The 18393-nt window shown below is 29.6% G+C and carries 20 protein-coding genes and 1 tRNA gene; 8 read left to right on the top strand and 13 right to left on the bottom strand.

Translation table 11 applies throughout. The features are described 5' to 3' along the window. From AC3ATN_RS03105 to glpK, 3 genes are all read right to left on the bottom strand, one after another. The coding region (locus tag AC3ATN_RS03105; protein WP_487531772.1) for an MIP/aquaporin family protein at positions 1 to 750 on the bottom strand (750 nt) is incomplete at its 3' end. Then, complete coding sequence (locus AC3ATN_RS03110) at positions 747 to 2303, bottom strand: glycerol-3-phosphate dehydrogenase/oxidase (RefSeq protein WP_487531773.1); 1557 nt, start codon at positions 2301 to 2303, stop codon at positions 747 to 749. The genes AC3ATN_RS03110 and AC3ATN_RS03105, both read right to left, overlap by 4 nt. After that, positions 2303 to 3793: a glycerol kinase GlpK gene (gene glpK / locus AC3ATN_RS03115; protein ID WP_487531774.1), complete on the bottom strand. Its 1491-nt coding sequence runs from the start codon at positions 3791 to 3793 to the stop codon at positions 2303 to 2305. The genes AC3ATN_RS03110 and glpK overlap by 1 nt, the downstream gene beginning before the upstream one ends. An 87-nt stretch (positions 3794 to 3880) precedes the next feature. Here glpK and AC3ATN_RS03120 point away from each other — a divergent pair, with 87 nt between their 5' ends. Then, positions 3881 to 4729, top strand: coding sequence for a DMT family transporter (locus AC3ATN_RS03120; protein WP_487531775.1), 849 nt, complete (start codon positions 3881 to 3883; stop codon positions 4727 to 4729). Here AC3ATN_RS03120 and AC3ATN_RS03125 read toward each other — a convergent pair. Continuing rightward, positions 4726 to 5151, bottom strand: a complete 426-nt coding sequence (locus AC3ATN_RS03125; protein WP_487531776.1) for a hypothetical protein — start codon at positions 5149 to 5151, stop codon at positions 4726 to 4728. The two genes, AC3ATN_RS03120 and AC3ATN_RS03125, sit on opposite strands and share 4 nt — an antisense overlap. 222 nt (positions 5152 to 5373) lie before the next feature. Between AC3ATN_RS03125 and AC3ATN_RS03130 the strand changes: the two genes are divergently transcribed. Continuing rightward, positions 5374 to 6237 (top strand): hypothetical protein, encoded by an 864-nt coding sequence (locus AC3ATN_RS03130; protein ID WP_487531777.1) that lies wholly within the window; start codon positions 5374 to 5376, stop codon positions 6235 to 6237. A 13-nt stretch (positions 6238 to 6250) separates the two neighbouring features. Here AC3ATN_RS03130 and AC3ATN_RS03135 read toward each other — a convergent pair. Then, a tRNA-Met gene (locus AC3ATN_RS03135) sits at positions 6251 to 6324 on the bottom strand. A 112-nt stretch (positions 6325 to 6436) separates the two neighbouring features. On the opposite strand from AC3ATN_RS03135, the gene AC3ATN_RS03140 reads away from it, so the two are divergent. Beyond that, positions 6437 to 6829 (top strand): START-like domain-containing protein, encoded by a 393-nt coding sequence (locus AC3ATN_RS03140; RefSeq protein ID WP_487531778.1) that lies wholly within the window; start codon positions 6437 to 6439, stop codon positions 6827 to 6829. Between the two features lie 6 nt (positions 6830 to 6835). Further along, complete coding sequence (locus AC3ATN_RS03145) at positions 6836 to 7666, top strand: aminotransferase class IV (RefSeq protein WP_487531779.1); 831 nt, start codon at positions 6836 to 6838, stop codon at positions 7664 to 7666. Here the strand turns inward: AC3ATN_RS03145 and AC3ATN_RS03150 are convergent. The 5 genes from AC3ATN_RS03150 to AC3ATN_RS03170 all read right to left on the bottom strand — a co-directional run bounded on the left by AC3ATN_RS03150 (position 7663) and on the right by AC3ATN_RS03170 (position 11878). Then, positions 7663 to 8208, bottom strand: a complete 546-nt coding sequence (locus AC3ATN_RS03150) for a YqgE/AlgH family protein (RefSeq protein ID WP_487531780.1) — start codon at positions 8206 to 8208, stop codon at positions 7663 to 7665. The two genes, AC3ATN_RS03145 and AC3ATN_RS03150, sit on opposite strands and share 4 nt — an antisense overlap. A gap of 68 nt (positions 8209 to 8276) precedes the next feature. Beyond that, positions 8277 to 8549 (bottom strand): HU family DNA-binding protein, encoded by a 273-nt coding sequence (locus AC3ATN_RS03155; RefSeq protein ID WP_487531781.1) that lies wholly within the window; start codon positions 8547 to 8549, stop codon positions 8277 to 8279. A 125-nt stretch (positions 8550 to 8674) separates the two neighbouring features. After that, complete coding sequence (fmt, locus tag AC3ATN_RS03160) at positions 8675 to 9619, bottom strand: methionyl-tRNA formyltransferase (protein WP_487531782.1); 945 nt, start codon at positions 9617 to 9619, stop codon at positions 8675 to 8677. Between the two features lie 31 nt (positions 9620 to 9650). Continuing rightward, a complete protein-coding gene (locus AC3ATN_RS03165) occupies positions 9651 to 11348 on the bottom strand; it encodes a RecQ family ATP-dependent DNA helicase (RefSeq protein ID WP_487531783.1) in 1698 nt (565 codons plus the stop codon). Beyond that, positions 11345 to 11878 carry an AAA family ATPase gene (locus AC3ATN_RS03170; protein WP_487531784.1) on the bottom strand — a complete coding sequence of 178 codons (534 nt, stop codon included), beginning with the start codon at positions 11876 to 11878 and terminating at the stop codon, positions 11345 to 11347. The genes AC3ATN_RS03165 and AC3ATN_RS03170 overlap by 4 nt, the downstream gene beginning before the upstream one ends. A 60-nt stretch (positions 11879 to 11938) precedes the next feature. Between AC3ATN_RS03170 and AC3ATN_RS03175 the strand changes: the two genes are divergently transcribed. The 3 genes from AC3ATN_RS03175 to murA are packed head-to-tail and all read left to right on the top strand — an operon-like array spanning position 11939 to position 14231. Beyond that, entirely contained in the window at positions 11939 to 12217 is a 279-nt protein-coding gene (locus tag AC3ATN_RS03175; protein ID WP_487531785.1) for a DUF493 family protein, read from the top strand. 44 nt (positions 12218 to 12261) lie between these two features. Beyond that, positions 12262 to 12912, top strand: coding sequence for a DUF4290 domain-containing protein (locus AC3ATN_RS03180; RefSeq protein ID WP_487531786.1), 651 nt, complete (start codon positions 12262 to 12264; stop codon positions 12910 to 12912). Between the two features lie 11 nt (positions 12913 to 12923). Then, positions 12924 to 14231, top strand: coding sequence for a UDP-N-acetylglucosamine 1-carboxyvinyltransferase (gene murA / locus AC3ATN_RS03185; protein ID WP_487531787.1), 1308 nt, complete (start codon positions 12924 to 12926; stop codon positions 14229 to 14231). Here the strand turns inward: murA and AC3ATN_RS03190 are convergent. Then, entirely contained in the window at positions 14228 to 14920 is a 693-nt protein-coding gene (locus AC3ATN_RS03190) for an SDR family NAD(P)-dependent oxidoreductase (protein ID WP_487531788.1), read from the bottom strand. The genes murA and AC3ATN_RS03190 overlap by 4 nt on opposite strands. Positions 14921 to 14958: 38 nt before the next feature. Continuing rightward, positions 14959 to 15426 (bottom strand): SRPBCC family protein, encoded by a 468-nt coding sequence (locus AC3ATN_RS03195; RefSeq protein WP_487531789.1) that lies wholly within the window; start codon positions 15424 to 15426, stop codon positions 14959 to 14961. A gap of 350 nt (positions 15427 to 15776) precedes the next feature. Here AC3ATN_RS03195 and AC3ATN_RS03200 point away from each other — a divergent pair, with 350 nt between their 5' ends. Then, complete coding sequence (locus AC3ATN_RS03200) at positions 15777 to 16613, top strand: DUF2911 domain-containing protein (RefSeq protein ID WP_487531790.1); 837 nt, start codon at positions 15777 to 15779, stop codon at positions 16611 to 16613. 48 nt (positions 16614 to 16661) lie between these two features. Here the strand turns inward: AC3ATN_RS03200 and AC3ATN_RS03205 are convergent, their stop codons facing one another. Further along, positions 16662 to 18347, bottom strand: a complete 1686-nt coding sequence (locus tag AC3ATN_RS03205; RefSeq protein WP_487531791.1) for a sodium:solute symporter family protein — start codon at positions 18345 to 18347, stop codon at positions 16662 to 16664. Between the last annotated feature and the right edge of the window lie 46 nt (positions 18348 to 18393).

The raw sequence follows: 18393 nt of genomic DNA on the forward strand, positions 1-18393 counted from the left end.
TTGACTTAACAACTCAACTCCGCCAGCTAAACCCGCTAAACCACCACCTATTAAGGGGCCAACGACTGGAATCCAACTATATGACCAATCAGGATTTTTATTTTTACGAGGTAAGAATGAATATACTAATCTCGGACCAAAATCTCTGGCAGGATTAATAGCAAAACCAGTATTACCTCCTAAACCCATTCCAATCACCATAACTACTATCCCAATAGGAATAGCGTCTAGTGAACCTAATCCAAAGTTTTCAACAACTATCCCATCAATTTTAATATTCGGTCCTACAATACAAAAAGCACAAAATACTAAAACAAAAGTTCCGAGAATTTCAGCGAATAAATTATTTTTCAAATTTCTAATAGCAGGTCCAGTACAAAATGTACCTCTAACAACATCTTCATTATTTGACTCTCGATAATGATCTATATAAGCTATATAACTTAGCCATGAACCTAACATTGCTCCAGCCAACTGAGCTAATAAATATGAAGGAACTAAATTCCATGAAAACTTTCCAGCAATCGCGAACCCTATCGTTACTGCAGGATTTAAATGGGCTCCACTAATGCTTCCAGCAATAAAAACACCAATAAAAACTGCGAATCCCCATGTGATTGTGATTAATAGCCATGGGTTTTGACCTTCTCCTATAGTTTTCTTTAAATTTACATTAGCCACGACTCCTTGTCCTAAAACAAGTAGAAAAGTTGTTCCAATGAATTCGGCAATAAATGGGCTCACATTCATATTTTATATTTTTTTGTTAAAGATAAAAAAGATAATTTTTCTTGGGTTTTCCATTTTTGGTTTTTATTTAAAACATCTGCCATTATATCAAGAACATCATCAATCAATTTTTCAGTTTCAAAAACATCTAAAAATAAACATCGAGTCCTTCTAGCTAATATATCTTCAAGACTTAAAGCCATTTCATTTTTAATTCCCCATAGAATTTGATTTTTAGTAATGTTTATTTTTTTTGATAAAGATTCATTTGCTTTGTGATCACTACTTATTCTTAGTATTTTCTTAATATCACTTCCATAAACATGTAGAGGATCATTAAAATCAGGATTTGGATTATAACCGTGAATTTTTAAATTTTCTGTGATAGATTCAGAAAAAGATAATCCACCAACTGCAATCGCAGAATCAATAGCGTCTTCTCCAATTTTCCTATAAGTAGTCCATTTACCCCCAAGGATACTAATCAAACCACTTGCACTGATTTTAATCTTATGATGTCTTGATATTTCTTTTGTTGATTCACTTTTATCATTTGTTACAGCAAGAGGTCTAAGACCTACAAAAACACTTTTTATATCCTTTTTTTTAGGTTTTGATTTCATATAATCTCCAGCATTTGAAAGAATAAATTCAATCTCACTATCTAAAGCTTTTGGTTCAGATTTAGCAATATTTACGACCGTATCCGTAGTACCCAAAATAACATAATTTTGCCATGGAACAGCAAAAAGAACTCTGCCGTCAGTAGTATGAGGTATCATTATTGCATGTGGACTGTTTAAAAATTTCTTTTCTATAACAATGTGAACCCCTTGACTTGGTTGGATCATTTTAGAAGATTTAGGATCATCCATTTGCATAATTGAATCCGAAAAAACACCAGTTGCATTTACAACCACCTTTGATTTTATTTTATAAATGAATTTACTCGTTGATTCTTTAACTTCAATTCCTGATACCATATTATCATTTCCCTTATTTATTTTAACGACTTCAACATAGTTTAGTAAAACTCCATTATGGTTTTCAGCAGTCTGGGCTAAACTTAAAGCCATTCTTGAATCATCAAACTGTCCATCATAATATATAATACCACCTCGCAGTCCATTTTTATTAACATTTGGGATCAAATTTTCAGTTTCTTTTTTATTGAGAAAAGTAGATGGTCCAATTCCTAGGCTACCAGCCATCATATCATATATTTTTAATCCAACACCGTAAAATGGACTACTCCACCAGTCGTAGGATGGTATTACAAAGCTTAAATTTTTTACTAAATGAGGGGCGTTTTTAATTAATAATCCTCTTTCTTTAAGGGACTCAATAACTAAAGATATATCACCGTTTTGCAGATATCTTACTCCTCCATGAATTAATTTTGTACTCCTAGATGATGTTCCTTTAGCAAAGTCATACTTTTCCAATAACAGTGTTTTATAACCTCTTGAAGCTGATTCAACTGCTGCTCCTAGTCCCGACGCACCACCTCCAATGATAACAATATCCCATAAGTCAACTGATGCTAGTTTTGAGAGATTTTTCTTTCGATTCATTAGCCTATTATCTGATTAATCCTTTTATTCCATAAAAAATTCACTTTTTCTATTAATGAATTTTTTTGAGGCACAAACAATTTATCCTTCTCCCAAATATTTTCAATTGAATCAATATTTTTAAAAAACCCTGTAGCTAGTCCAGCTAGAAATGCAGCCCCTAAAGCAGTTGTTTCTGTCGTTTTTGGTCTGATAACATTTCGTTCAAGAATATCAGCTTGAATTTGCATTAATAAATTATTTGAACTCGCTCCTCCATCAACTTTTAAATTATCAAATTTTGTATTTGAGTCTTTTTCCATTGCATTAACAATTTCTTTACATCTAAGAGAAATAGCTTCTAATGCTGCTCTTGCTATATGACCCTTTGATGTATCTCTTGTTATTCCCATAATATTTCCCGTAGCATGAGGGTCCCAATACGGGGCTGCAAGACCAGATAATGATGGGATAAATGTAACTCCACCACTGTCCTTTACTGTACTTGCCAATATTTCAATTTCTGAAGCAGATTTGATGATTCCCAGTTTATCTCTAAGCCATTGAACTAGTGCTCCAGCCACAAAAACACTCCCTTCAATGGCATAAGTAGTTTTACCGTTTATTTGATATGCAATGGTAGTAAGCATCTTATTATTTGATTTTATTGGTTTATTTCCTGTGTTCATAATACAAAAACACCCTGTTCCATATGTGTTTTTAACATCACCAGGTTTGAAACAAAGCTGACCAAATAAAGCTGCTTGTTGGTCTCCTGCTATACCCGCAATTTTAATTTTGTGATTTAAAATTTTTGCTTCTCCAATGATTTCTGATGATTCGCAAAGTTCAGGAAGCATATTTATAGGAACATCAAGTAATTTCAGAAGTTCATAATCCCATTTTAACTCATGGATATTGTATAACAGTGTTCTACTCGCATTTGACGGATCAGTTACGTGTTTTTTCCCGTTTGTTAATTTCCATATTAACCAAGTATCAATTGTGCCAAAAGCCAATTCATTATTTAAAGCAGATTTTCTTGCGTTAGGTATGTTATCTAAAATCCATTTAATTTTTGTTCCGGAAAAATAAGCATCTAAAATTAATCCTGTTTTATTTTGAATTAATTCTTTTACAGAAAAGGATGAAATATTTTCTTTTTGTAATGAATCACATATTGAAGCTGTTCTTCTGTCTTGCCATACAATTGCATTGTATACAGGTATTCCAGTTTTTTTGTTCCATATCACTGTAGTTTCTCTTTGATTTGTAATTCCAATGGAATCAATATTTCCAGGTTTAATTTTTGCTAAATGGATGACTTCCTTGATTGACTTCAATTGAGTCTCCCATATCTCCTCTGGATCGTGTTCCACCCAACCTTTTTTAGGAAAAAATTGTTCAAATTCATATTGAGATATTGCAATCTGGTTACCGTTTTTATCAAAAATTACAGATCTAGAACTAGTAGTTCCAGCATCTATTGCTAAAATATATTTTTTTTTCATTTGATGACAATTCTCGATACAAATTACATTTTAAAAAAACAAATTAATAGTTTTCGTTTAATAAAATGACGGATATTTGAAGAAAAATTGAAAAAATTATATCAATCAATTAAATACATGTTAATAAGTGTATTTGCATTTTCAATCATGAATGTTTTATTAAAATACCTAAACAATTATGGGACTTTTCAATTGGTTTTTTTCAGATCAATAACGACTCTTATAATTACTTCTAGTTTATTGATATATTATAAAATTCCTTTTTTTGGAAAAAATAAAATGATTTTGATTAAAAGGGGTGCTCTAGGTGCTATGGCCATGCTTTCGTTCTTTTTTTCTGTTAGTTATATTTCTGTTGGATCTGCAGTTTCAATAAGATATGTTTCTCCCATATTTGCGGCAATATTTACAGTTATTCTGTTTAGAAAAAAGATATCTATTATTGAATGGTTTCTTTATTTAATTTCTTTTATTGGTGTTATTTTTATTAGAGGATTTGATGACAAAATGAATTTATTTGGATTTTCCATGGCATTACTCGCTGCATTTTTTTCATCATTTGTTTATCTAATTATTGAATTAATTGGGAAAAAAGAACATCCTTTGGTAATTGTAAATTATTTTATGATTACTTCATTTTTAATTGGATTAATAGGTGTCTTTTTTTATTGGGTACCAATTAATATTGAAGATATTTTATTTTTATTCCTTTTAGGAGTTGTTGGTTTTTTTGGCCAGTATTTTATGACTAAAGCATTTCAAAATGGATTTGCATATAAAGTAGCCCCAATTAAATATGTTGAAGTAGTTTTTACTATTGTATTTGGAGTTTGGATTTTAGATGAGAAATATTCATTACTAACACTAATAGGAATTTTTATGGTCATTGGTGGATTGGTATTTAATCTTATTTACAAATTTTTTAATAAAAATTAATCACCAGGACACCTAAGATATGTTATTCCTGAAAAATCTCTTCTTAAGAATCGATTTTTAGCATCAATGAAATCATTTATTTTGACATCCCCCCTTGGAATCGAAGGATACATTATGTCGGTTCTGCTTTCGCTATGATCATATCTGTAAACATCGTGTCCAAATTCATGGTACATTAACCACAATTGTTGTATTTCGGAGTAATCTTCCCAAAAATTAAGAATAACTCCGATTACAACTCTATCTCTATTACAATAGCCTGCAAATGTAGAATAACCTGCATGATCTGGTGAAACTCCGGATGCAAATTCTTCGGGTGTTTGTATATCAAATTTTAAATTCACGCTTGTGTTAATTTCTCCATAATCTGGACCACCACGAGAACACTTAACATCCTCTACGAATAAGTTCCAGTATGTCATTAGGTCTGAGTTGTCAACATTTGTATAATCAACACAACTATACAATTGTGGCTCTTCTACTTCTTCTTCTATAACTATCTCTTCTATACTTTTATCGGAACTACATTTGATAAATATTAAAAGTAGGAACAGAAATTTTTTTCTAAAAATTGAAATCATTAATTAGTTTTTTTAGTAAGTAAATTTAATATTAATAAAATTAAAACTTCATTCAAATAAAAAGTGTTAAATTTAGATATTAATACATTTAACATGAAAATGTTTAGACCCATCTTACTATTTATATTCTTTTTTAACTTAAACGGCTATTCACAATCCGATCTGGAAGCTATGGTTAAAAATCAGTTTAAACTAAAATACGATTTAACAATCTCGGAGGATCCAATTAGTGTTCGAAATCTTTTTTTAAAAAATCAAAATTTGGTCTCTGAATATGTTGGTTTTGTTTCAAATCAAAACAGATCTTGGTATTTTAATTATTTTAATTTAAACTCGATGAGAAGATCAGGTTGGAATTCATATGTTGAGCTTTATGATAATAGATTTTTAACTTGGAACAAATGGAGAGATGATCTTGTTCTTCCTTTTGGAAATTATATGTGGTTTAAGCCAAAATATAAGTATATAATTGGATCGGATGTTTCAGAAAGTCTTCAATACGGAATTAGATTGGCTAATGAAAATAGATACATTAATAATCAACTTCTTCTTCTGGGTAAAAATGCTATTGAACCTTCTGAATTAGCAGATAAAAACTCTAAACCAGTCAGAGATGATGTTTTAACTATTCTAGCTAAGAACGGGAAAAAATTTAAAGTTGTTCCCAATCCACGTAGATATAGCTCTAACTACATACGTGATTTTAACAATAATTTGAGAAATCCAAATAATCCAAACAATGGAGGTATAAAAGATACTAGATTATATAGCGGTAGTAGTAATGTGAATTCAAACTATCAAAATGGCTCAACTAATTCAGTTTCAACTGTAAAAAGATCTGTTGTTTCTTCTAGTGGAAGTACTTCTTCTAATGCTACAAATTCGAGTGGAGGTACATCTGTTGTTTCTGCTGCGATAAAACAATAATATTTTTATTTAGTAGCGAGAGGGGGGCACGATCCCCCGACCTCCGGGTTATGAATCCGACGCTCTAACCAGCTGAGCTACCTCGCCATCGGGGGCAAATATAGTTAAAGCTTTATTTAAACACAATGATTAGTAAATTTTAAGTTATAGAAAGGGTAAACAATTTTCTTTTTTATATATTGACCAAAATTTTAAATCAATGAGTAAGCGTATTCCATTTAAACTTGAAATTGACTTTCAGGCATCTCCTCAATTACTTTTTCAATATTTGTCAACCCCTTCTGGTTTATCTGAATGGTTTGCAGACGATGTTAATTCAAGAGGTGAGGACTTCACTTTTTTTTGGGATGATAGTGAAGAAACTGCTAAATTGATTCAAAAGAAAACCAATGAAAGGGTACGATTCCGGTGGTTAAATGATGAAGAAGATGCGGATAAAGTTTACTTTGAATTTATAATTCAAGTTGATGAAATAACAAAAGATGTTTCTTTAATTATTTCGGATTTCTCCGAAGAAGACGAACTTGAGGAATCAAAAATGTTATGGGAAAATCTAGTTTCTTCATTAAAACAAGTTTTAGGTTCAACCTAATTTTCAATGATAAATGTCGATGGTAAAGTATACTCTAATTTCAATTCTATAGACTCAAATCAAATTGAGTCATTTATATTAAATACTGTTTTTGAGTTTACATTAAGATGGGAGAATAATCATATCTTATTTTGGGAGGAACATTATTTTATGATGATGGCTCAACTAAGAAGGTTGAGACTGGTCATTCCAATGAATTTTACACTTGATTACTTCAATAAAGAAATTATAAAAATCATTAATGAAGATGATAAATCTTTTATAGTTGACATAAAGTTTGCTAACAAAAGCATTACAAGTTTAGACAACTTTCAACCTAGCTTAACTACATTAATAACCCTCAGTAAAGTAAATTCAATTTTTGATAATGATATTTCATACATAAATGAAATCTCATTATTTAAAGAGTTCAATATTGGTGATCATAGTTTTGCATCTATCTCGTATTTACAAAAAAATATTAAAAGGGTAGCTTCAGTGGAGTCTTATGAAAATAATTGTAACGATAATATTATTTTAAATAATAGTAAGAATGTAATTGGATCTGTCCTTGGTAATATTTTTATACTTCAAGGTGAAAGAATAATATGTCCATCTTCAAGTATTGGTAGAGAGTCTAGTGTTATATCGGATCTTTTTATTCGATATTTACAAAAAAATAGTTTTGAATTTTCATATGAATCATTTGGAGTTTTTGAACTACAGGTTGCTGATGAATTATCTGTAGTATCTATTAAAAATGGTATAAATCCAGTTGTTAAATACAGAAAAAAAATATATGAAACATCTAGACTACCTTTGATTTTTAAATCTTTTATAAAAGCAACCCAACTTTAATTGTGATTTGGATTTTCTGGACTATTTGACCAAATTAAATATTCACCTCCCAAAGAATTTAAAAAATTTTTCCAAATATTTTCAGTTTGGTTTTTTAAAATCATTTCATCATCTATACTATTAATTATCTCCCAGTTTTTATTTTGGATTTCATCGTTAAGTTGATTAGTATCCCACCCTGAATACCCTAGAAAAAATTTAATATCTTTTTTGGAGATTTTATCCTGATTTATTAAGCTTTTAATTTCATCAAAATTCCCGCCCCAATTTAAATTTTTGGAGATAGATTTAGATCCAGACACCTTAATTTTGGATTTATAAATATAAAATAAACTGTCGGTGTCAACTGGGCCACCAAAGTATAGCGGAATTTTTTTTTCTATTCCACTACTAACTTCATTTAGAGAATAATCCAGTTTTTTGTTTATCGTAAATCCCATAAGAGATTCTTTAGAATTTTCAACGACAAGCACAACTGTTCTGTGAAAGTGAGGATCTCCAATTATATTTGGAGAAGAAACAAGAATATAACTATTATTCATTTATTAAATTTAGGATAAAAAAAAAGCTCCACATGAATGGAGCTTTTTGAAATAAATGTGTATTATATTTAATTTACAGATCCAGATAATTCTGCCCCTGCCTTAAATTTAACTACATTTTTTGCAGCAATTTTAATTGTTGCACCTGTTTGAGGGTTACGACCATCACGAGCAGCACGTCTAGTAACCGACCATGATCCAAATCCAACTAAAGAAACTCGATTTCCACCCTTGAGGGCTCCACTTACATTTCCTAAAAATGATTCTAGTGCTTTCTTAGCAGCAGCTTTAGAGACTCCTGCATCAGAAGCCATCGCATCTATTAATTCTGTTTTGTTCATAATTATATAATATTTAATGTTTTATACTACACAAATTATAACCTTTAGCTAGAATCGAAAAGAAATACTTAAAAAAAAACTCCTTTTTGTTAATAAGTGCGCACTATTGTTGATAATCCTGTTTTTTATGAGACGAAAACTCCCTTTTCAAATGTAAAACCATTTAATAACTCAATATCAGATAGCCTTTTTTTATTGGGAAGTTGAAGGTTTTTAAGAATTAAAAACCCCTCCTTGTGTGATATTTTAATTTTTTTATTTAAAACTATAAGTTCATTGTCTCTGTATTTATGTTTTGAGTACTCAAAATCAGATTCAAATATTTTAATCGATTGAATTGATTTTTGATTTGTTATGTTAGTCCATGCTCCTGGATAACTATTTAAGCCATTTATAAAAAAAATAATCTCATTAATTGATTTATTCCAATTAATTTTTGTGTTTTGTTTTGTCAGTTTGGGTGCGGATTTAATAAGTGAATTATTATTTTGTTTAACTGGAATTGATTTTCCTTTATGTAATTTTTTTATCGTTTCAATAACAATTGGTTTACTAATATTTAGAAGTTTGTCATGCAGAGAATCATAAGTTTCATTAATATGAATTTTGTAATCGCCCTTTAATAAAATTTTCCCAGTGTCAATTTTTTCATCTATTAAAAATGTTGTTACACCAGTAATTTTTTCCTGATTAATTATAGCCCAATTTATTGGTGCAGCACCTCTATAGTTTGGAAGTAATGACGCATGAAGATTGAAAGTTCCTTTTTTAGGGATACTCCATACAATTTTAGGTATCATTCTAAATGCAACAACTATGAAAATATCTGAATTATGATTTTTGAGTTTTGTAATGAATGATTCATCTTTGAGATTTTCAGGCTGATATAGTTTTATTTTTTTATCAATACAAAAGTCCTTAATTGGAGAAAAATTTATTTTTCTTCCTCGACCAGATTTTCGATCAGGAGATGTAACAACTGCGTCAATAATATATTGTTCACTGTAGATTAAATCTAATATACCAACAGCAAAAGATGGAGTACCAAAAAAGATAATTTTGGGTTTCATTGAAAAGAGTATTTTGATAAAATAAATTTAATCATTTGCAACATAAAGAACTACAATTCATACAATTTTCAGTTTTATTTTCTCCAAAATACTTAAGAAGTTGCCTTGTTTTGCAATTTTTATTATCAAAAATATAATTTAAAACATCCTCATACTTAATTTTCTTAATACTATTTATTTTATTCAACTTTGGAATTAATGGGTTGATAGTATATTTATCTTCTCTTGGTTTTAGCCAGTATATTTGATGATCAGACTTAATTTCTTCTATATTTAGAAAATTCATTTTAGTATAAAAATTTAAATATTGATTTATATCTTTTTCTTTTAGGTTAGTGAGTTGTTTCATCTTAGAAATTGAAAACTCAATTTTTTCTTGAATTATGTTAGGGTAGAGTCTCAGTAAAGATTCAATTACTTTTCCTTGTGGAGTTTCAACTTGAATGCTTTCTCGTATTTTATTTACACTTACTCTCAAACTAATTTTAATTTTATTTCTTAGAATTGTTTTCAAAATTATTATGTCGTTGTTTTCCAAAAATCTTATTATATTATATGTTTTTCTTTTGTTAAATTTATATTTGGTACAAAAATCATTTAGATCAAAATCGAAAGAACTTCCCTGTCCTTCACCAATTGGTATTTGAAAATGGCTACACAATTTTTTATAAACTTGAGCTAGTTCAACTTTATTTGGAAGATTATTCAAACTATTTTTAATAAATAAGTTCTTATCCTCATGCGAAACTATTAATATTGCTTTTGAATTTTGACCACCTCTTCCAACTCTCCCTGATTCCTGGTAGTAATTTTCTATGCTTTCAGGTATATCTAAGTGAATAACTTTATTAACATCTGATTTGTCAATACCCATACCAAAAGCAGTAGTCGCAACTATTATTTTAATATCTTCTGACTGCCATTTTGATAATTTATCTTTTTTATCCTCATCTGACATTCCTCCATGAAAATAGTCTACCGAATATTGTTCTTCTGAAAGTTTTCTTGAAATAAATTCAGTTGATTTCCTTGTTTTACAATATATGATACAGCTTTCGTTTTTAATAATTTTAAATAATTCTTCAATTTTATCTTCAACATATTTAATTTCATAAAATATATTTTTTCTTTCATAGGATGCTTCAATAACATTGTACTTTATTAGACCTAAATTTCTAACAATATCTTTTCTCACCGTAGGGTTAGCGGATCCACTGTAAGCGCTTATTGAGGCTTTTGGAAAAAGATCTGTAAACTTTTTGATATTTCTATAAGAAGGCCTAAATTCATGGCCCCATTCTGAAATACAATGTGCCTCATCCACTGCGATATGACTTATTTTTGCACTTTGTATTTTATTTAAAAAATCATTATTACCAAATCTTTCTGGTGAGCAGTAGATAATATTGTAATTTCCATTAATACAATTGTCTAATTGTTGATCAATTGTCAAATGTTTAGTATTAGATTTAAAATAAAATGACGATATGCCTCGTCTAATAAGATTTTTAACTTGATCTTCCATTAATGCCACTAGGGGAGAGACAACAAGAGTTGTTCCACCAATTATCAAAGATGGAAGCTGAAAGCATATTGATTTACCTCCTCCTGTAGGGAGGCTAACTAAAGCGTTTTCACCATTAATTATGGAGTTAATTACATATTTTTGGCTATCCTTAAATTGATTATATCCCCAATATTTTAATAACAAAGTATCAATTTCTTTCATAAACATTTGCTAAGAATGTAATCGACTCTATTTTTTAAACTAGCTTTTGAAACATTATTGGGCATTAAGTTATAATGATTATAGGTTAATCTTATATACTTATCGATATCTTTTGATTTGTTAAAACTTTCTAATCTTTCATTATCATTAACATAAATTTCTTCCCATGGAGATAAAATAAAAACTTTTTGATATTTGTAGATGTATTTTCCCTGTGGAAATGAGAATGAATTGTCTTCAAGTTTTTGATAGGCATATGTATCGTATATACATCGATCAAAAAAAATCAAATTATCCTTTGAGTTAGTAATTTTTTTTGAATCATTGTATTGAATTATTCTTTTTTCAATAATTTTAGTATTAAATATTTTTTGTTTTTTAAAAAATGAATCGCCAACTCTATATTCACACTTCGATTTAATTAGGGTCCTTGAAAACTCTTCAAAGCATGTATATCCTTTTGATTTTAGAAAATTTATTATTGATGTTTTACCAGTTCCAGGTGCACCTGTTATTACTATTCTATTCAAAATTAAAGAATTATTTTAAACTATCTTTACACAAAGTTAAACTAGAACGTATTTTAAATTATGAATGATAAAGAATTTTATTCACGATTTTTACAAAACTTAAAAATTTCTCAAAAATGGCCAGGTAATTATTTATTTAAATTTATAATAAGAGATAAGGAAACTAATAAGAAAGACATTCAAGCTGTTTTTAAAGGAATGAATGCTAATTTTTCCATTAAAAAATCATCAAAAAAAAATTTTACAAGTTTAACTATTACTCTGATAATGGAGGATCCAGAATCTGTAATTAGAATATATAAAGAAGTTTCAAAATTTAAAGGTGTGATTTCACTCTAGTAAATCAACGAATTTTCACTAATTTGCACGTAAATTCTATAAATATGGAAGTGTTAGAATACAACACAAAGCGCAAACCACTTATTATTCCAGAATACGGTCGACATATTCATCTCATGATTGATCAAGTTCTTGAAATAGAAAGTCGTGAAGAACGAAATAAGTTGGCTAAAGCAATAATTGATGTGATGGGTAATTTAAATCCCCACCTTCGCGATGTTCCTGATTTTCAACATAAACTTTGGGATCAGTTACATATAATGTCTGACTTTAAACTTGACGTAGATTCTCCTTTCGAAAAACCTCAGGAAGAAGTTCTAAAAGCAAGACCAAAAAGAATCACTTATCCTGTTAGTATTCAGAAATATCGCTTTTATGGAAATAATATTAGTGAGATGGTAAATGTTGCTAGAAACTGGGAAGAAGGAGAAATGAAAGATGCACTTGTTTTTACAATTGCTAACCACATGAAAAAATGTTTTCTTAATTGGAACAAAGATACAGTTGAGGATGAGTTAATTTTTGATCACTTAAAGGAGTTATCCAGTGGAGAATTAAAAGTTAAAGAAGAATTACTTCCTTTAACTGAATCTTCAGAATTTTTAAAAGCAAGGTCCAAAAATGGTAATGGCCCCAAGTCAAATAATACTTCGATTAAAAAAAATAATTATAGAAATAAAAGAAGTCGTTACTAAGTATTTTCAAAATGGGAAGCTTTAAAATTAAGGGAGGAGTCGAATTGTCCGGTTCTATTACACCTCAGGGTGCGAAAAATGAAGCTCTTCAAGTTTTATGTGCTTCACTATTAACTGATGATAAAGTAATAATTAACAATGTACCTGACATTATTGATGTCAACAAATTGATATCTCTATTAAAAAATCTTGGAGTATCAGTTAATAAACTAGATAAGGGTAAATACGAATTTCAAGCTTCAAATATAAACCTTAACTATCTAAAATCCGATAAATTTAAAATTGACGGTAAGGGTCTTAGAGGCTCAATTATGCTTGTAGGACCTCTACTAGGAAGGTTTGGAACAGGAAGTATTCCTAGACCTGGTGGTGATAAAATTGGAAGAAGAAGGTTAGATACTCATTTTGAAGGGTTTATTAAATTAGGAGCTAAGTTTAATTACAATAAAGAAGACTATTTTTATACCGTATCGGCTCCTCATTTAAAGGGAGTAGAGATGTTGCTGGATGAACCATCCGTTACAGGCACAGCTAATATATTAATGGCCTCTGTTTTGGCTCAAGGCAAGACAGTTATATACAATGCAGCATGTGAGCCTTATTTACAACAACTATGTAGGATGTTAGTATGTATGGGAGCAAATATATCAGGTATTGGCTCAAATCGATTAACAATTGAAGGTGTAGATAAATTAAATGGAACATCTCACACTATACTTCCTGATATGATAGAAATAGGAAGTTGGATCGGTCTTGCTGCTATGACTAAAAGTGAACTGACAATAAAAAATGTCAATTGGAACCATTTAGGACAGATTCCATCTGTGTTTAAGAAACTAGGAATTCAACTAGAGAAAGTAGATGATGATATATATATTCCGGCCCATAAAAACGGTTATGAAATTCAAAGTTATATTGATGGATCAGTATTAACTGTTTCTGACGGACCTTGGCCAGGATTTACCCCAGACTTATTAAGTATAATTTTAGTAGTGGCTACTCAAGCCAGAGGTAGTCTGTTGATTCATCAAAAAATGTTTGAAAGTAGATTATTCTTTGTAGATAAACTTATAGATATGGGAGCTAAAATAATATTATGTGATCCTCACCGTGCTACTGTAATAGGACATGACTTCAAATCTCAGTTAAAATCAACTGTAATGACCTCTCCAGATATTAGAGCAGGGATTTCACTTTTAATCGCTGCACTTTCAGCTAAAGGCACTAGTATAATTAACAATATTGAGCAAATTGACAGAGGTTATCAAGATATTGATACTCGTCTTAATGCTATTGGTGCAAAAATAACTCGAATTTAAATTTTAAGATTACCAATACCCCCATCAACACGAATTACTTGTCCTGTTATCCAAGATGATTTTTCCAATAGAAATATTGCTGTTTCAGCAAGTTCTTTTGGTGATCCAACTTTTTTAAGAGGGTGTCTTTCCACGGCTCTTTCCATTTTAGTATCATTGTTTAAGAATTTATCTGCAAGGGGTGTATTAACTATTGAAGGTGCAATTGCATTAACCGATATTTTCGGAGCTAACTCAGCAGCCAAGGACCTAGTTAATCCTTCAATCGCACCTTTAGATGCGGCTATAGATGAGTGAAACGGCATTCCAGTCTGAACTGCAACTGTACTAAATAAAACTATGCTTGAGTGTTCTGATTGATTTAAGTTTTTCAAAACTGCTTGAATATTTTTAACTGCTCCCATGACATTGAGATTAAAGTCTGATATAAATGTTTCAGGTTTTAAACCTCTAAATGGTCTAAGATTTATCGTTCCAGGGCAGTATACAAGTCCATCCAATGAATCAGGAAGAAGAGTTGAGTCAATTGTTTCTTCCGTGATATCAACTTTTATAAATTGGTGTTTGAAGTCAGATAGTGAGTCATTTGTTCTATTTGCAACATAAACATTATGAACCTCATGTATTTGTTTAACAATCTCAAACCCAATCCCTGAGCTTCCTCCGATAATAAGTATATTTTTTTTCATATTATATTTTTTAATAATTCATTTCTAGTGTAAGATTCTTATTTTCCGTATTCTCCAAAAAGTTCAACTAATTTATTATATCTGTAATTAAATATTTCATCAAGTTTTGGTTTTACAATTATTGGATGAAATAATTGACCTAAAACACCAAAAGGTAACTTATAATCAATAATATCCTCCATTTTAACTCCACCTTTAATTTTTTGAATAAAATGTTTATGGTGCCATAAAGAGTAAGGTCCAAACCTTTGTTCATCTACAAAATATGCTCCTTTTTTGACATGAGTAATTTCAGTAACCCATTTTGTAGGTATTCCAAACATAGGAGTAACCTTATACTGAATAATTTGACCTGCAAACATTTCTTTTTCTGCACCACTGAGAATTATAAATCCCATATAATCAGGAGTTATTGTTTTTAAATTTCTTGGGTCTGATAAAAAATCCCATGCTTGTTCTAGAGAAATGGGAAGTTTTTGAGTTGTAGTCTTTCTGTAAATTTTCATATAAAAATTTACTCAAATATACTATTTGTATTTATTGATTTTTAATATTTTTTCCATTTTCATAATCAAGATTAAAGGATTTTAAATTGTGATGTTTTTTTTTGAGAAAAGTTCCAAATACTTATATTTTTTATTGTTTTTATAACTCTATTGACCATAAAGATTATTTATTTTTTTGAAAGATAGTAAAGAGTTATAAAATCAGCATTAAACAAATAATATCTGAAGTAAAAGCAATATAACTGAAAAGAGATTTAGACATCAATATTAAATAAATTATTAATTAATCATTAATTCATGTAAACATATAATTTTAGTTATTAAATTTGATAAACAAAATATTTTAAATCATGAAAAAAATTTTATTCTTACTATTATTTGTTCCGTTTTACAACATAGCTCAAGTAGTTTCTCCTCAAGCAAGCCCTTCAGCTTCAATTAATCAGACTGTTGGTTTAACTGACATCAAAATTGAATACTCTAGACCTGCAATGCGAGGGCGAGAAGTAATGGGTAATTTAGTTCCTTATGGGGAACTATGGAGAACTGGTGCCAATGCAAATACGAAAATTAGTTTTTCCGATCCAGTTATTATAAGTGGTGTTGAAATACCAAATGGCACATATGCCATATATACTCGTCCAGGTAAAGAAATGTGGGAAGTATTTTTCTATAAAAAAAGTGATAATTGGTCACTTCCAAAAGCTTGGGATGCTAAAGAAGTTGCAGTTGTTTCTGAATCTTCAGTCAAAATTACTTCGGATTTAACAGAATCTTTTACAATTCAGATTGAGAATATAACAAATAATGATGCTGAGCTTACCATTTCATGGGAAAACACCAAAGTATCAACATTGATAAAAGTTCCTACTCCAAAAAAAGTAATGGCATCTATCAAGAAAACTTTATCTAATAATCCAACTGCACGTGATTATTATAGCTCTGCGGTATACTATTTAACTAGTGGTTTAGATCTTAAACAAGCTAAGAATTGGATGGAAACAGCAATTGATAAGGGGAATAATAAGTATTTTCATTTAAGACAATATTCATTAATTTTAGGTGGTTTGGGTGAAAATAAAATGGCAATTGAAGCTGCTAAAAAATCTTATGAATTAGCAAAAATTGCTGGAAATAGTGACTATTTAAAGATGAATAAAGAATCAATAGAGCAATGGTCTAAGTAATTCAAAAAAACTAAATTAATTTTAAAACCTCACTTCATAGTGGGGTTTTTAATTTACAGCTTTTCTATTATTAATCTTATGGAACATGTAAGCTATGGATATTGTTAAAATTGAACCCAATACATTTAACCATAGATATCCAAATAAATCAAACACATAACGATCTATTAAGTAACATGAGATAATTATTAATTCTGAAATTATAGCTGCGTAAAATATTGGGTTACTTCCAATTTTTTTAAAAAATATTGCAACTAAGAATATCCCGAGAATTGTTCCGTAGAAAATAGATCCAATAATATTAACTAGCTGAATTAAGTTTTCAAAAAGATTTCCAAATAAAGCAAAGATAATTGCTATTACACCCCACAATAGTGTGAATGATTTTGCCATTGCTACATAGTGTTCAGGAGACAAATTTGGCTTATGCCTTTTGTACAAGTCAATTAAAGTTGTTGCTGATAAAGCATTTAATTCAGAAGCAGTTGAACTCATTGCAGCAGCAAAAATTACTGCCAATAACAGACCTATTAATCCATTCGGTAAGTGATTAACAATGAATGTGATAAACACATAATCTTTATCATTAATTGAAGCGTTTTTATCGTTCTTAATTATAAGATCATTTATTTTCTTTCTTTGTGATTTATTTTCTGAATCAAGCTTTAAGTATTCCTCCTTTAAGTTGTTATTTTCAAAAAATATTGGACTAGATAAAACTTCATGTTTTTTATTTTGAGTTAACTCATAGTCTTTTTCAATTTTATAATAATCATTTGCATGAATAGAATTCTTGACTTCCGTCAAGTTTTTAGGATTAAAGTGAATAGGTGGAGTTTCGTATTGATAAAATACAAATACCATAACACCTAATAGTAGAATAAAAAACTGAAATGGAATTTTAAGAAACCCGTTCATTATCAGTCCCATTTGACTTTCCTTTAACGATTTTCCAGAGAGATATCTTTGTACCTGACTTTGATCTGTTCCAAAATAGGAAAGAGCAAGAAATAATCCACCTGTGATTCCACTCCAGAATGTATATCTGTTATTAGGATTTAGACTAAAGTCTAGTATGTTTAATTTTTCACTATAACCTGCCAATTTAAGTGCATTTGAAAAATCAATATTTTCAGGCATTTTTAAAAGTGCTATCCAAAAAGCAGATATTAGGCCAATGATAATAATTATCATTTGTTGTTTTTGGGTAACATTTACAGCATTAGTCCCACCTATTAAGGTATAAAATATCACTACAAGGCCGATCAATATGACTAGGATTTTCAAGTTCCACCCTAGAGCAACACTTAAAATTATCGCAGGAGCATATATAGTTATTCCTGCTGCTAACCCCCTTTGAATCAAAAATAAGATTGCTGTTAACGTTCTAGTTTTTAAATCAAACCTATTTTCTAAAAATTCATAAGCAGTATAGACATTTAGTTTTTGGTAGACAGGTAAAAAAAATAAGCATATTATTATCATCGCAAATGGAAGTCCAAAGTAAAACTGAACAAACCCCATGCCTTCGTTGTAGGCCTGGCCGGGAGTAGACAGAAAAGTAATTGCACTTGCCTGGGTTGCCATTACAGAAAAACCCACAGTCCACCATCTAGCTTTATTATCTCCTTTTATATATGATTTTATAGATGAATGATCTTGATTTCTCCATACTCCATAACAAGCTATGAATAAAAGTGTTCCAACTAAAAAAATCCAATCAATAGCTAACATTAATTATAATTTTTCATGATCAGATAAAATATAAACCAGTAAAGAA

The organism is Candidatus Marivariicella sp., from assembly GCF_983056325.1.